At 46.8% G+C, this 15077-nt stretch carries 14 protein-coding genes; all 14 read left to right on the forward strand.

Annotation, left to right across the window (positions count from 1 at the left end):
- Positions 1-410 precede the first annotated feature (410 nt).
- The 14 genes from MKY97_RS11290 (at position 411) to pgsA (ending at position 15061) form a co-directional block, all read left to right on the forward strand.
- A complete protein-coding gene (locus MKY97_RS11290; RefSeq protein WP_342555513.1) occupies positions 411-2093 on the forward strand; it encodes a ribonuclease J in 1683 nt (560 codons plus the stop codon).
- A 236-nt stretch (positions 2094-2329) separates the two neighbouring features.
- On the forward strand, positions 2330-3103 hold the full coding sequence (locus tag MKY97_RS11295; RefSeq protein ID WP_342555514.1) for an ATP-dependent Clp protease proteolytic subunit: 774 nt from the start codon (positions 2330-2332) through the stop codon (positions 3101-3103).
- A complete protein-coding gene (locus tag MKY97_RS11300) occupies positions 3100-3333 on the forward strand; it encodes a YlzJ-like family protein (protein WP_342555515.1) in 234 nt (77 codons plus the stop codon). The genes MKY97_RS11295 and MKY97_RS11300 overlap by 4 nt, the downstream gene beginning before the upstream one ends.
- A 90-nt stretch (positions 3334-3423) precedes the next feature.
- The gene (locus tag MKY97_RS11305; protein ID WP_342555516.1) at positions 3424-6192 is read left to right on the forward strand and encodes a DNA translocase FtsK; all 2769 of its coding nucleotides are present in this window, start codon (positions 3424-3426) and stop codon (positions 6190-6192) included.
- 177 nt (positions 6193-6369) lie between these two features.
- Positions 6370-7200, forward strand: coding sequence for a spore cortex-lytic enzyme (gene sleB / locus MKY97_RS11310; protein ID WP_342555517.1), 831 nt, complete (start codon positions 6370-6372; stop codon positions 7198-7200).
- A 128-nt stretch (positions 7201-7328) separates the two neighbouring features.
- Positions 7329-8609, forward strand: coding sequence for a pitrilysin family protein (locus MKY97_RS11315; RefSeq protein WP_342555518.1), 1281 nt, complete (start codon positions 7329-7331; stop codon positions 8607-8609).
- Positions 8610-8611: 2 nt separating this feature from the next.
- Entirely contained in the window at positions 8612-9892 is a 1281-nt protein-coding gene (locus tag MKY97_RS11320; protein WP_342555519.1) for a pitrilysin family protein, read from the forward strand.
- 70 nt (positions 9893-9962) lie between these two features.
- The gene (fabG, locus tag MKY97_RS11325) at positions 9963-10712 is read left to right on the forward strand and encodes a 3-oxoacyl-ACP reductase FabG (protein ID WP_342555520.1); all 750 of its coding nucleotides are present in this window, start codon (positions 9963-9965) and stop codon (positions 10710-10712) included.
- Between the two features lie 178 nt (positions 10713-10890).
- Positions 10891-11154, forward strand: a complete 264-nt coding sequence (locus MKY97_RS11330; protein ID WP_110893047.1) for a DUF3243 domain-containing protein — start codon at positions 10891-10893, stop codon at positions 11152-11154.
- Between the two features lie 197 nt (positions 11155-11351).
- Complete coding sequence (locus MKY97_RS11335; RefSeq protein ID WP_342555521.1) at positions 11352-12119, forward strand: DUF3388 domain-containing protein; 768 nt, start codon at positions 11352-11354, stop codon at positions 12117-12119.
- Between the two features lie 66 nt (positions 12120-12185).
- Positions 12186-13277 (forward strand): RodZ family helix-turn-helix domain-containing protein, encoded by a 1092-nt coding sequence (locus MKY97_RS11340; protein ID WP_342555522.1) that lies wholly within the window; start codon positions 12186-12188, stop codon positions 13275-13277.
- Positions 13278-13350: 73 nt separating this feature from the next.
- Positions 13351-13515 (forward strand): hypothetical protein, encoded by a 165-nt coding sequence (locus MKY97_RS11345; RefSeq protein ID WP_167375816.1) that lies wholly within the window; start codon positions 13351-13353, stop codon positions 13513-13515.
- Between the two features lie 150 nt (positions 13516-13665).
- Complete coding sequence (locus MKY97_RS11350) at positions 13666-14157, forward strand: YajQ family cyclic di-GMP-binding protein (protein ID WP_342555523.1); 492 nt, start codon at positions 13666-13668, stop codon at positions 14155-14157.
- Positions 14158-14473: 316 nt separating this feature from the next.
- Positions 14474-15061, forward strand: a complete 588-nt coding sequence (gene pgsA, locus MKY97_RS11355) for a CDP-diacylglycerol--glycerol-3-phosphate 3-phosphatidyltransferase (protein WP_342555524.1) — start codon at positions 14474-14476, stop codon at positions 15059-15061.
- Positions 15062-15077: the final 16 nt, after the last annotated feature.

Raw genomic sequence — 15077 nt, forward strand, 5'->3', positions numbered from 1 at the left:
GCCTCTCAAGTCGAGGCAGCGGTTCTTTTTTTGCCGAGTGCTGTAAGGTTTCTTTTTTAGAAGGAAGGGGAAACCTACAGGTTAACGAGAGAGTGACTTGTTTTTTCTGTTTTTAATCATGTATAATGATGTCAAGTGACTGGGTGCGGTATTTTTTTGAAATTGAAAGCGACATCGTTTCAGTGGTGTGGCTTTACGGTGAAAAAGGAAGGAACGGCTAAGAGGGACAATTCGGAACCAATATGTTGGGGATGGGGAATAACTTCGAAGAACTTCTTCCAAATATCGTGAATAAAGGTGTTCTTTTGCATTCATCCCTATTCAAGGGTGTAATGTATGAACTACTTTTCTTAACTTACAATAAATAAATAAGGTACGACGTCCAACTACCATAGGAGGTTCAGATTCATTTGTCTAAGAAAAATAATAATAACGAAAAGCTGATGATTTTTGCATTGGGCGGCGTAGGCGAGATTGGTAAAAATATGTATGTTATCCAATACGCGAACGATATTGTTGTCGTAGACGCCGGTCTTAAATTCCCGGAAGAAGACATGCTTGGTATTGATATTGTCATTCCTGACATTTCGTATTTGACTGAGAACCGTGACAAAGTAAGAGGCATTATTTTGACTCACGGTCACGAGGATCACATCGGCGGTCTGCCATATGTCCTCAAACACTTGAATGTTCCTGTATACGGAACTAAGCTTACCCTTGGTCTCGTTGAGAACAAACTGAAAGAAGCCAATTTGCTGGGTGAGACGAAGCGTATTCTCATCAATGCGGATTCGGAGATTGAGCTGGGTTCGACGCTGAAAGCATCGTTCTTTGCTACTAACCATAGTATTCCAGATTCCGTTGGGGTATGTGTAGAAACACCGGAAGGTGCTGTTGTTCACACAGGTGACTTCAAATTTGATCATACACCGGTCAATGGACAATATGCAGATCTGCAGCGCATGGCACAGATCGGAACCAACGGCGTTCTCGCGCTGCTGTCTGACAGTACTAATGCAGAGAAGCCTGGTTTCACACCATCGGAGAAAAATGTGGGTATCGTGCTGGAAGATATTTTCCGCAAAGCGAGCCAGCGTGTCGTTGTTGCAACTTTTGCTTCCAACGTGCATCGCATTCAGCAGGTTATCAATGCAGCAGAGGTCACTGGGCGTAAAGTCGCAGTTATCGGACGCAGCATGGTTAACGTTGTAGGTATTGCTTCGGATCTCGGTTATCTGGACATCCCTGATGGCATGATTATCGAACCGGAAGAAGTTGGTAAGATGGCAGCGGATCGTGTTGTCATCTTGTGCACAGGAAGCCAAGGCGAGCCAATGTCAGCATTGACACGCATGGCGCGTTCGACGCATCGCAAAGTGGACATCCTACCTGGAGATACCGTTATCATTGCGGCAACACCAGTACCTGGGAATGAGAAATATGTAGGCCGTACGATTGATGAACTGTTCCGTTTGGGAGCAAATGTTCACTACAGCGGCGCCAACAGTGGAGTTCACGTTTCCGGTCACGGCAGCCAGGAAGAATTGAAGTTGATGCTGAACCTGATGAAACCGAAATTCTTCCTGCCAATTCACGGAGAATTCCGGATGCAGCGTCGTCACGCAGTTCTTGCTGAATCGGTAGGCATCGATCCGGACAACATCTTCATTACAGATATCGGTGAGGTTGTTGAAATCCAAGGCGGGGCAGCGCGTAAAGCAGGGAAAGTAACTGCAGGTAATGTACTGATTGACGGTCTGGGTGTGGGTGACGTAGGGAATATCGTACTGCGTGATCGCAAGCTGCTGTCTCAGGATGGTATTCTTGTTGTAGTTGTGACTCTCAGCAAGCAGGATGGCAAAATCGTTTCCGGTCCGGATATCATCTCCCGCGGATTCGTATATGTACGTGAATCGGAAGGACTTCTGGATGAGGCTAACCGTATTGTTAGCAGCACACTGCAGAAGCTGATGAGCGAGAATGTAAATGAGTGGGCTTCACTCAAAACGAATGTTAAAGACGCACTTGGACGTTTCCTGTATGAGCAAACTCGTCGCAGACCGATGATTTTGCCAATCATTATGGAAGTTTAAAATAAGCTTCATGAAAAACATATATTAAGGCACACAGTCGCCCCTTTTCTACGAGTAATATTGGACGGTTCCTCGTAGAGAAGGGGCTTTTTTTGCTTTTTTCAGAGATAGCATGAGTTTTAAGGGCTGCTTAATGGAATTGATTGTCCCGGGAAAGTATAAGCTTGTTGGCAGATTCCCCATACTAAGGAAATGGAAAACCAATACATCTTACAGGAGAAGGGGACAGCAGTGATATGAATGATCAGATGAACGACAAGCAGATACCACGATCCAATCAGCCGGAGACAGAGGCTCCAGACATTCCGGTGCAGGAGGAGAAGCAGCTCTCTCCAGTCACAGAATCCATTCAGCAGTTTGGGCAGACACAGTCACCAGCCAGCGAATCCAATATTTTCTGCATGACCATTATCGGTCAGGTAGAGGGACATTTGATTTTACCCCCACAGAACAAAACAACCAAGTATGAGCATATTATCCCGCAGCTGGTAGCGGCAGAGCAAAATCCGAAGATTGAAGGCATTTTGATCATTCTCAATACGGTAGGTGGCGATGTGGAGGCGGGACTTGCTATTGCCGAGATGATTGCTTCTTTAAGCAAACCAACGGTGACGGTTGTCATTGGAGGAGGGCACAGCATTGGTGTACCGATTGCAGTTGCTTCAACGTATTCGCTGATAGCGGGAAGTGCCACAATGACGATTCACCCGATTCGGATGAATGGACTTGTGATCGGTGTGCCGCAGACATTTGAATATATGGAGAAAATGCAGGAGCGTGTTGTGCGGTTTGTAACATCCCACTCCAATATTTCCGAAGATATGTTTAAAGAACTGATGTTCAAGACAGGAGAGCTGAATCGGGATATCGGTACGGCTGTAGGGAGTGCAGATGCGGTGAAATATGGTCTTATGGATGCAGTAGGTGGCATTGGTCAAGCAATCGCACAATTGAACAAGTTAATGGGAGACAAGAGACAGACGATACAGGCGGGGGGATACACGCAATGACAACGATGTATACCGTAATGCCACCGGAGCAGCTGTGGTCGGGGATGTGGACTGAGGCCGGCGATACGAAAGAGATCCGAATGAACGGTCTGTTAATGCAGGTCAGACCGGTAAATGATACCGAAGCTGTTATTGTGCGTTTACTTGAGTGCCCGCTTGAAGCGTATCTGGACCCGGCCAATCAACCGGGTTCAACGGTTCCGCTTTCGGGTAACACAAGCCCAACATAACGCGACGAATTTAGACAAATGGTGCAGAAAAAGAACATATGTACGGAATATATTTGTATGGTATAATATTCTTCTGGGGGTGACCTGATTTTGGCCAGAAGAAAAAAGAGGAAAAAGAAGGGTGCCGGATTTAGCGGCGTCTTAAAATATGAAATTTATGGCATTGTGCTAATCACATTGGCCGTCATAGCGCTATCGGGTGAAGCTACCGTGGGACGTTCGCTTTCCAAGATGTTTGGACTCATGCTTGGCAAGTTTTATTTTGCGATCCCGCTGGTGGGGATTTACTATGGGCTGATGGTGATGATTCACCGGAAGTGGCCGACTGGCTGGACTACTCGTAAGACCGGGTTGGTCCTGTTGGTCTTTGCGCTCACCCTGATGAGTACCATATCCGCCATGCACCAAAAGCTGATTCCGGTTGGTGCGCTTGAACCAGGTGCGGTTCTGACTCAGGTACATAATGATATGCAAACTGAATTACTGACGCCTGCTGCACCAGGTGAGCGCGATTCCATGCTGGGCAAGGATATTAGCGGCGGGTATATTGGTGCAGGACAGTTTGCGTTATTTTTGTGGCTGTTTGGCAGTCTTGGCGCAAGACTGATTATGATTGTCATGTTTGTGATCAGTTTCATGCTTATTACGAGTCTGTCCTATGTGGATTTGATACGTATATTCAGAACCAAGGTCTGGGACGCAGGCAGCTCCATGTACAAGAAGCTCGAGTCGAGGCCGGCGAGAAGATCAGTTTCCAAGACAGCAGGGACCAAGAAAAGCAGTGTACGGAAATTGGCGCCAGTACCGGTTGACGATGAAGAGGAAGACGACGATTACGATTCTGAAGAAGGGCATTTACCCAAACGTAAAGCACCTATTTTTTTTCAGCTGTTCGGAAAATGGGGAGCCCATCGTCAGACATCCAAATCTGCTGACAATTCACACGAGATGGATGCACTGGAATCAGAACAGATCGTTTATCGTGCGGGACAGGAACTGCCATCCGAGCCATGGCATGGCGAATCAGAATCTGTTAGCCAAGGAACTGGTGCAGCAGCAGTAGGTGCGGCAGCACATGCAGCACAGACCAGGGCTGATTCTGCACCCATCATCCGTGACTTTTTTGAACATGTCAGAGCAGAGGGCCCGGACAAAGATGATGATCTGGACGATGCTTATCCGTTCCCGGCCGACCTGAGTGGGAATGGCAGCACTACAGATCAAACGCACAGAGCAGATATTAAATTTACAGATGAGTTGGTAGAAGACGAATGGCCTAATGCAAGTGCTGCAGCCAACATATCTCAAACCAATGCTGAGCATGATGCATCCAATGGGGAAGCTGTTCCAGGTGATACAGTGGATGGGGGAACGGAGCAGGGCACTGCGGGAGGAGAAGGTGTTCCATCTGCTGCACTACCGCCACCCCCCCCGAAGCCTTACAAACTGCCTTCCTTCCGTCTTCTTTCCAAGCCCCATAACGGTGGTAAAGGTGCAGATCAGAAGGATTACATGCAGACTGCACGCAAGCTGGAAGCAACACTGGAAAGCTTCGGTGTACGTGCCAAAGTTCTGGAGGTTGTTCGGGGTCCAGCAGTGACGAGGTATGAAATTCAGCCGGATATCGGGGTGAAAGTGAGCCGAATTGTCAGTTTGACGGATGATATCGCTCTTGCCTTGGCTGCCAAGGATATTCGGATGGAAGCACCTATTCCGGGTAAATCGGCTATTGGTATTGAAGTTCCTAATGGTGAAGTATCTGTTGTCACGATGCGTGAAGTCATGGAGACGGCAACGTTCCAGGATGCAGAATCCAAAGTAACGATTGCATTTGGGCGGGATATATCGGGTCAGACGATCATAGGTAATCTGGCTCGTATGCCCCATTTGCTGGTCGCGGGTGCTACCGGCTCAGGTAAATCGGTATGTATCAACGGCATTATTACCAGCATTTTGTACAAAGCGAAGCCGGATGAGGTCAAGTTTTTGATGGTTGACCCGAAAATGGTCGAACTGAATGTATATAATGGAATCCCGCATCTGATGGCGCCTGTTGTAACTGATCCAAAGAGAGCATCGCTGGCACTCAAAAAGATCGTGGTCGAGATGGAAAAAAGATATGAGTTATTTTCCAAGTCAGGAACACGAAACGTTGAAGGTTACAATAATCTGATGAAGGATAATCCGGCGGCGATTCTGCCTTATATTGTGGTTATTGTGGACGAGCTGGCCGACCTGATGATGGTAGCCGCTGGAGATGTAGAGGATGCGATTGCTCGTCTGGCGCAGATGGCTCGTGCGGCCGGTATTCATCTTATCATTGCCACGCAGCGTCCTTCCGTCGATGTTATTACGGGTGTAATCAAAGCCAACATTCCTTCAAGGATTGCGTTCGGGGTATCCTCACAAGTTGATTCACGCACCATTCTGGATATGGGCGGTGCGGAGAAGCTGCTAGGCCGAGGAGATATGCTGTTTATGCCTATGGGCGCATCGAAGCCAATTCGTGTACAAGGTGCGTTTATGAGTGATGAAGAGGTTGAAAATATTGTGAATTACGTTCGTGGTCAAGGTGAAGCGCAGTATGACGAGTCCCTTGTTCCCGAGGTGGACGACTCCAATCAGGCTGCGGAAGAAGTGCAGGATGAGCTGTACGAACAGGCTGTGCAGATTATTCTTGAAGCGAAGCAGGCTTCAGTATCGCTGCTGCAGCGGAGGATGCGGGTGGGGTACACCCGTGCCGCACGTTTGATTGATTCCATGGAAGCCAGAGGTGTCATCGGGCCGTACGAAGGCAGCAAGCCGCGTGAAGTCCTGGTGTCGCTGGAGCAGTATCAACAGAGCAAAATAAGCTCATAGTAAAGCCTTAGAAAGCCTTCAACCATTATGGTTGGAGGCTTTTAGCTGTAATCAGGTCATTGAGGTTTGCCAATTGCTCCAGAGATCGGATGATTTGGTGCATAGGAAGGCAGCTTGCTTGTCATAATAACTTTAGCGATTCTGTTAAATTCCACAAGAGAAAGGTAGAGCATAGTGATGCGAAAAATGAACCTTTGGCTTTTCACGGCTATTTTGCTGATATCCGTGCTGGGAATCCGTTATTTGCTTCCTGAGCACACAGCAGCCCCAAGTGCCGCCCATAACGACAAACCGGCAGAGGAAAAAGCGATGCCGACGTTCAGCAGCAGCACCGTGAAATATGGCAGTTACGGACAGGACGTATACGAACTTCAGGGGCGCTTGAAGTATCTGGGTTTCTACAATGGCAAGATCGACAGCAGCTTTGGCAGCAGCACTCTCAAATCGGTGAAATGGTTTCAATCCGAATTTGGCATGAAAGCTGACGGTGTGGTTGGGGCCAAAACAAAGCTGAAGCTGTACAATGCCAGCACCAAGTGGTCACCTACAGAACCCCCTCTTCACAAAGGAGGATCTGACGGAGATGGGGGCGGCAGTGGAGGTACAGCAAACAAAGAGCAGGACAATATGGGTTCTGCCAATGCGCTGGGGCTTACGGAGAACGAACTTAAAATTATGGCAAATGCTGTATATGGTGAAGCAAGGGGAGAACCGTTTGAAGGTCAGGTAGCCGTAGCCGCTGTTATTTTGAACCGCGTAAACTCACCAAGTTTTCCGTCAACTCCTTCTGGTGTTATCTTTCAGCCAGGGGCATTCACTGCTGTAGCGGATGGGCAGATCTATCTGGAACCAAACGCGCAGGCGAAAAAAGCAGTAGAACAGGCGTTAAACGGATGGGACCCTTCAGGCGGATGCTTGTACTACTTCAACCCTAAAACGGCTACATCCAAATGGATCTGGACACGTCCGCAGGTGAAAACCATCGGGCAGCATATATTCTGTATGTAACGGAACGGGAAGCAACCAGGAGAAGCGACTTCGGTTGCTTCTTGGCTTTTGAATGGTTTAAAATGGTGGTTGCGTTTAGGCTTGATGAAGACTGTTATCAATATGACGCCGTAAAGGGGTTTTGACATTTGAATACTGCAGCATTTGAACGGGGGAGCGGGAAACAGCTTCGAATACATGTACTTCCGACCAAACGTTTCAAAACGTTCGCGATTTCCCTGTATGCCGGAGTTCTTCTGCGTGAGGACTCAGTTACGCATACAGCTCTTACACCTTTTGTATTAAGACGAGGAACAGAAGCATATCCGGAAACAACGCAGTTTCGAGAGCAGTTGGAACATTTGTACGGAGCCGGCTTTGGGTTTGACGTCTATAAACGGGGCGATTACCAGATTGTGCAGTTCCGTATGGATACCATTAACGATTCTTTTGTCGGGGGAGGAGAACAGCTTCTGGATCGTTCGTTTGCGTTTCTGGGCGAAGTATTGACCAAACCGGCCAGGGAAAATGGACAATTCAGAACAGCGTATGTCCAGGCAGAACGCGAGACGGTTCGCAAAAAGCTGGAGTCCATTGTCAATGATAAAATGCGTTATGCGGCTGAACGCTGTATTGAAGAAATGTGCAAGCATGAGCCGTACAGACTTCACCCGCTAGGTGAACGAGATGCACTGCCAACCATAGAACCTCCTGAACTGACGTCTGCTTATGAAAAGTGGCTGAGGGAAGCGAGTATGGACCTGTATGTGGTGGGGGATACGACACTTGAAGAAGTGGAGCAGCTGGTGCAGCGTCATTTTAATCTGGAACGTACGGCTTCCGCTGACTATCAGGCGCAGAAGGCGGTGCGTGGGGACAAGGAGCCAAATACGGTCATTGAACGATTGAATATTGGTCAGGGCAAATTGAATATGGGTCTTCGTACATCCATTACGTATGGAGATGATAACTATGCAGCAGCCCTGTTGTATAACGGTATTCTTGGCGGTTACCCGCATTCCAAGTTATTTGTAAATGTTCGCGAAAAAGAAAGCCTCGCCTATTATGCATCTTCCAGATATGATGGGCACAAAGGTATTGCGACCATTCAATCCGGGATTGAAATCCCTAATTACGAAAAAGCAGTCACGATTATCAAGCAGCAGCTTGAGGAAATGAACAGGGGTAATATCACGGATTTGGAGATGTCGCAGACCAAAGCGATGATCCGCAACCTGTTGAAGGAAATGCAGGATGCGGCATTCGAGATGATTGCCTACGATTTTAACCGTCAATTGTCCGGCAAGGAGAGAACATCCGAAGAGCTGCTTGCACAAATCGAACAGATCAGCAAGCAGGATGTTCGAGAGGCAGCAGAGCAGTTCCGTCTGGATACGATATATTTCTTGCGGGACGAGAAGGAGGAATAGTCGTGGAGAGCATTCAGTATGAACATCTGCAGGAAACGTTATATCATGAAGTGATGGATAACGGACTGCACGTCTATGTTTTGCCCAAGCCAGGTTTTCAAAAAACATATGCTTCATTTACAACCCAATACGGGTCTGTAGATAACCACTTTCAAGTGGAGGGACAGGCAGAAGTGAAAGTGCCCGACGGCATTGCTCATTTTCTGGAGCACAAAATGTTTGAGGAACCTACGGGTGATATTTTTGCAACGTTCGCCTCTCATGGTGCTTCTGCCAACGCATTTACAAGTTTTGATCAGACTGTATATTTGTTTTCGGCGACTGAAAATATAAACGAAAATATACAAACATTAGTCGATTTTGTGCAAAACCCTTACTTCACGGACCAAAATGTTAATAAGGAAAAAGGCATTATTGAACAAGAAATTAATATGTATGCCGATAATCCGGACTGGCGGGTATATTTCGGATTAATTGAAGCGATGTATCAAAAACATCCCGTGCATATTGATATTGCAGGTACGGTGGAGTCCATTAATACGATTACGAAAGAAATGCTTTACACTTGCTACAGAGCCTTTTATCACCCGAGCAACATGCTTTTATTTGTTGTAGGGGGCGTTGACCCTGAGCAGGTCATCAGCATGGTTCGATCGAATCAGGAACAGAAAAATTACGAACCGCAGGGTCAAATTCAGCGATTTTTTGATCCTGAACCCGAGAAGGTGGGAGAGGCAAGACGTGAAGCCAGATTATCGGTTTCCCTGCCCAAATGTCTGTTTGGGTTCAAAGAGACGGATGTGGGGCTTTCGGGAGAGGAGCTGGCTTGCCGGGATGTAACTACACAGCTCATGATGGATCTTTTATTTGGTTCCAGTACACGCTTGTTTCAGAAGCTTTATGATGAGGATTTAATCTCGGACAGCTTTGGACATGATTATATCAGCTCACCTCAATACGCTTTTTCCGCAGTTGGCGGGGATACCAAAGATCCGGACCAACTGTTGAAACGGATACGTGAAGAAGTGGATTTGATTGTGCAAAAGGGGTTTGAGGCTTCCGATTTCGAACGTGCGCGTAAAAAGAAGATCGGTGGTTATTTGCGTATGCTGAACTCACCTGAGAATATTGCGAGCGAATTCACGCGTCTGCAGCTGCGCGGCGCAGACTTTTTCAACATGCTTTCGCTATATGAAGCAATTACACTGAACGATGTAAATCAACGATTGCGGGATCATATTCGCTGGGATCAGCTGGCGGTATCGCTCGTGGTGAGTCCTTGATCAGGAGAGGAATCGGGACTGTTTAAGAGGTTTGAGGAGCAGCATTGAGAGCTTATGGGGGGAACGATCAATGAAAGCTATTGGGGAAATGACCGTGCTGGTTACTGGTGCAAGCGGTGGCATCGGAGCCGCGATTGCAGAGCGCTTTGCCAGCGTTGGTATGAATGTTGTACTCCATTACATGAAATCGCACGAAGCTGCAAACGAAGCGGCCAGACGCTGTATGGAGCAGGGCAATGGACGCATTATGACCGTGTCGGCTGATCTCCGCAGCAGAGAGCAGATTCAGCGCATGCGGGAAAAACTGGCTTCACATGAGCTTCTGCCGGATATCCTCGTAAACAACGCGGGCATATCTCACTATGGCCTGCTGTCTGATGTAACCGAGGAAATTTGGGATGAAGTGATGGCCATCAATTTAAAAGGTACCTTTCTGTGCACACAGGAGATGATGCCGCATATGATCTCCCAGCGATACGGCCGGATTATCAACGTCTCGTCGATCTGGGGGCTGTCCGGGGCATCCTGTGAAGTGCTGTATTCCACAACCAAGGGCGGAGTAAATGCCTTTACAAAAGCACTTGCGAAAGAGCTGGCTCCATCAGGCGTTACAGTAAATGCTGTAGCTCCGGGAGCTGTTCAGACCACCATGCTGGAGCATCTGGATCAGAGTGAATTAAAGATGCTGGAGGAGGAAATCCCGGCTGGCCGACTGGCGCAGCCGGACGAAATTTCGTCATTGGTTTATTTTCTTGCGCTGCCTGAATCCGGTTATATTAATGGTCAGATTATCAGCCCTAATGGCGGCTGGCTGACTTAGTGTGAAACGGACAAGTTTTTATTAAAGTATGGGGATTTAGACGTGTAAAGTAACTTGGACTGTTCTTCTTGACCATACGGCCGTGATTTATTTCAAAAGTTCGTATATAAAATGCCCGTAAAGCACATATTACAACTGTTGATTTTAAATCTCATGCGTCAGCCAAGGAGGATTTATCATGTCAACAGAAAAAACAGTCGTTTCCAACTTTGACACATGGAAGAAGTTTCTGGGTGATCGCGTACTGCAAGCAGAGAAGATGGGAATGAGTGAAGAAACCATCAACAAACTGGCATACGAGATTGGGGACTTTCTTGATGAGAAAGTTGATCCAGCGAACCATTCCAACCGGGCATTGAAGGAACTATGGGATGTCGGCGATGCAGATGAGCGTCGTACGATTGCGTGCCTGATGGTCAAATTGGCCAAACAAAACGCATAAGGCAAGAGGTGAAGAGCTCCCGCAAGGGGGCTTTTCTCTAATGATTACAAACGGATTACAGAGCTGTTCTTGTAATTCATTTTCATTTTATATATCATTAACGTGACCCATTTTTAGAAGATGACTCAGAATTGCGTTCTGTGGACGTGTTTTGCTGTTGTCGAATAATGTGGAATAATGCATTACGGGGTGTATAAATGGAAACTAAACAATGGTATATGGAATATAAAATACATAAGAACAGACCTGGTCTTTTGGGGGACATTGCCTCTATGCTGGGGATGCTCGAAGTCAATATATTGACCATTAACGGTGTGGAAGGCAAAACACGCGGCATGCTGCTCGAATCGGATGATGACGAGAAAATTCGTCTGCTCGGAGAGATGCTTGGCAAAGTCAACAGCATTACCGTATCCGCATTGCGTCAGCCTAAACTGGTAGACATTCTGGCTGTGCGTCACGGCAGGTACATTGACCGGGATTCGGATGATCGCAAAACGTTCCGTTTCACTCGTGACGAACTTGGGTTACTTGTTGATTTTCTGGGTGAAGTATTTAAAAGAGAAGGCAATCAGGTTATTGGCTTGCGCGGAATGCCGCGTGTAGGCAAAACAGAATCGATCATCGCAGGCAGCGTATGTGCCATGAAGCGGTGGACTTTTGTATCCTCGACACTCCTTCGTCAAACGATCCGCAGTCAAATGTCTGAAGACGAGTTGAATCCGAACAATGTTTTTATTATTGATGGAATCGTCAGCACAATTCGGTCCAGTGAAAGACATTATAACCTGCTTCAGGACATTATGACGATGCCGAGTACCAAAGTGATTGAGCACCCGGATATTTTTGTACAGGAATCAGAATATGATTATAATCATTTTGATATTATTATCGAACTGCGCAACAATCCTAACGAAGAAATTATTTATGATACGTTTACGGCAAGCTACACCGACGAACTGTAAAGCCCCGTACGGAATCATGGAATAGATCAGCAACAACTAAAGAGATAAACATAAGGAGGAGATGGCATGTCTGAACTGGGTCAGCAGTTAAGAGAGGCCCGGCTGCAAAAAGGGATGAGTCTCGACGATGTACAGGAAATGACTAAAATTCGCAAGAGGTATCTGGAGGCTATAGAAGCAGGGGATTACAAAGTACTCCCCGGCAGCTTCTATGTGCGTGCATTTATAAAAACCTATGCGGAAACGGTAGGACTCAATCCGGATGAGCTGCTGGAAGGACATAAAAAAGATGTACCTGCAGAAACCGCGGAGGCAACGATGGAGCCGGTAATTCAGAAACGCTCAAACCGGCCGGCGGAGCGCAGTAACCGATGGATGTCTGTTGCTCTGATGTGGACATTTCCTATATTGATTCTGGTCCTTTTGTATGTATATATGGCATACAACAAGGGAGATGACGCGAATCCGCAGGGGCTGGATGATACAAAAATTACGGATAGTCAGAAGCCTGCTGACGACAAACCGGACCCTTCGACGGATAAAGGACAGACGGCTAATCCTCCTGCGACCGATTCAGGTTCCAAGGATCCCAATAAAGGTGATGCGGGCGGCAACGGCGGCGGTACTGAAACAAACGGTCAGACCGATGGACAAAATGATGGTCAAACCGATGGACAGACTGATGGGAAAACCGAAGGGCAACCCGATGGGCAAACAGGTGAGAATCAAGAGGGAACGAATCCGGCTACACCTGGCTCAGTTACTGTCTCACAGGATGGAAAATCAGGCAACATTACAAACTTCAAAGTTAGCGGAAGTGCGGGGCAGCCTGTTACTGTAACAATTAAAGCGACAGGAAACAGCTGGCTTGAAGTGTACAAAGGGGAAAATTCCAGCGGAGAGAAACTGGAGTATGGCAATACGGCCGACGGTGACACATTTACATTTACGCTGGACAGTACAGGAATGTACATTAAGTCCGGTTATGCGGCTGCCACGACAATTGATGTTGGAGGTCAAGTGGTAACGGACGGGAAAGCGACAAACCGGATTCGACTTAAATTGGATACGGACAGCGCAGCTTCCACGATGGGGTCAGAAGGCACAAGTGGTACGAATACCACGGACTCCTCAGAAGCGGGTACTTCAAGCGAATAACCTGGTTGACTGGAGGAGACAATAAGTTTGTCTTCAATTGCAGTTAACTTATGGTGAAGTGAGGTGGATGGCTATGACAGTCAGCTGGATCGTAACGGGTTTAGGTATCATTGTCAGCCTCCTGGGTTATTATCTGACTCCTAATGCCTGGGGCTACGGAATACTGGGCTTTGGACTTGCGCATATCGTTCTTGGTGTGCTCGATATGTTCAGACAGCCTAACCGCAGCCGATATTAGAGGCAGCTGAACCTGCAAGCATTTTTGGTGACCGGAAGGTACACCAAAAATGCTTTTTTCTATGATTAAACACAGCTAATATTAGACTTTTGATTGGAGTTTACTCTATAATGTTACAGAACATATGATTAACTGAAAGGGTGACTCGCTTTGAGTTCAGAAAATTCATTTGATATCGTGTCCAAAATGGACTTGCAGGAACTGACTAATGCCGTAACACAAACGGAAAAGGAAATTGGCAATCGTTATGATTTCAAGGGCAGTAAAAGCAGCTTGAAATTGGATAAAGACGCTCTAACGATTGTGTCAGATGATGAGAGCAAGTTAAAGGCGGTTATTGAGGTACTGCAGTCCAAAATGGCAAAGCGGGGGCTGCCGCTGAAAAATATGGATTATGGAAAAGTGGAGCCGGCTTCATCGGGTACTGTTCGTCAGCGTTTGAATTTCAAGCAGGGAATTGATCAGGATGCTGCCAAAAAAATCAATATCCTTATTCGTGATTCCAAACTCAAGGTGAAGAGTCAGATTCAAGGTGACCAGCTTAGGGTAACGGGTAAAAGTAAAAATGATCTGCAGGCTGTTATGCAGCTGCTTAATGGGGCCAACCTGCCGCTGGACCTGCAATATACCAATTTTAAATAAAGGTACCGCTGCAGCAATGTATTTTTGACACTGTATTGGTACGTATATTATACTGAATGTGCATTGCTGGCAGTCATGCATCAAGTCCAGTCTTTATCGTTTGCTGACTTTGTGAAAAGCAGTACACTTCTGGAAGTCACCGGAGCGTTTAAAGCGGTTTTTCGTTTGGGCGGTAGACTTTATTTTTTGCGCTTTTACATAGGGTTTGATCTTAAATCCAAGTCGACGTTTCAAACGTTCATCACTTGCTTTAGATGATGAATACGGGATTAAGATGAAGGTTTGAAGTAATGGAGATACAAAGGGAGGGCGTCTTGTGAATTTACCCAACCGGATTACGCTTGCACGAATTTGCTTAATCCCTTTTTTGATGGTGTTCCTGCTTGTGGATTTTCCGTTTTATCCAGAGCCGTTACATCTTGGGAGCTTTGTGCTTCCGTATAATCAGTTAATTGCTGCTCTTATTTTTATCGTTGCTGCAAGCACGGATGGAATAGACGGCTATCTTGCAAGGAAAAACAATATGGTCACCAATTTGGGCAAACTGCTGGACCCGCTCGCCGACAAGCTGCTGGTTACCGCCGTTCTGATTTCATTGGTTCAGATGGGCAAGCTGGATTCATGGATTGCAGTTGTTATTATCAGCCGTGAATTTGCCGTGACCGGTCTGCGTCAGATTGCTCTGCTGGACGGTTCGGTTGTTGCCGCAAGTGCCTGGGGCAAACTGAAGACATTCGTGCAGATTATAGCGATTGTTTTGCTGCTGCTGAACAATTTTCCGTTTTCATACACAGGCGTTCATGTCGACGAGATTGCAGTATGGGCAGCGGCTCTGATCACCATCTGGTCGGGAATTGACTACTTTATCAAAAACAAAAATTTGCTTCATTTATCAAAAGCGTAATGAATTATGCTTAAAC

Origin of the sequence: Paenibacillus sp. FSL R7-0652 (genome assembly GCF_038595045.1) — a bacterium.
GTDB lineage: Bacteria > Bacillota > Bacilli > Paenibacillales > Paenibacillaceae > Paenibacillus.

Excerpts from the sequence above, each read along its gene's own strand:
- MKY97_RS11345 (WP_167375816.1), top strand. The coding sequence starts at position 13,351 with ATGACAGTCAGCTGGATCGTAACGGGTTTAGGTATCATTGTCAGCCTC.
- sleB (WP_342555517.1), top strand. The coding sequence starts at position 6,370 with ATGCGAAAAATGAACCTTTGGCTTTTCACGGCTATTTTGCTGATATCC.
- MKY97_RS11300 (WP_342555515.1), top strand. The coding sequence starts at position 3,100 with ATGACAACGATGTATACCGTAATGCCACCGGAGCAGCTGTGGTCGGGG.
- MKY97_RS11295 (WP_342555514.1), top strand. The coding sequence starts at position 2,330 with ATGAATGATCAGATGAACGACAAGCAGATACCACGATCCAATCAGCCG.
- MKY97_RS11330 (WP_110893047.1), top strand. The coding sequence starts at position 10,891 with ATGTCAACAGAAAAAACAGTCGTTTCCAACTTTGACACATGGAAGAAG.
- fabG (WP_342555520.1), top strand. The coding sequence starts at position 9,963 with ATGAAAGCTATTGGGGAAATGACCGTGCTGGTTACTGGTGCAAGCGGT.
- MKY97_RS11335 (WP_342555521.1), top strand. The coding sequence starts at position 11,352 with ATGGAAACTAAACAATGGTATATGGAATATAAAATACATAAGAACAGA.
- MKY97_RS11340 (WP_342555522.1), top strand. The coding sequence starts at position 12,186 with ATGTCTGAACTGGGTCAGCAGTTAAGAGAGGCCCGGCTGCAAAAAGGG.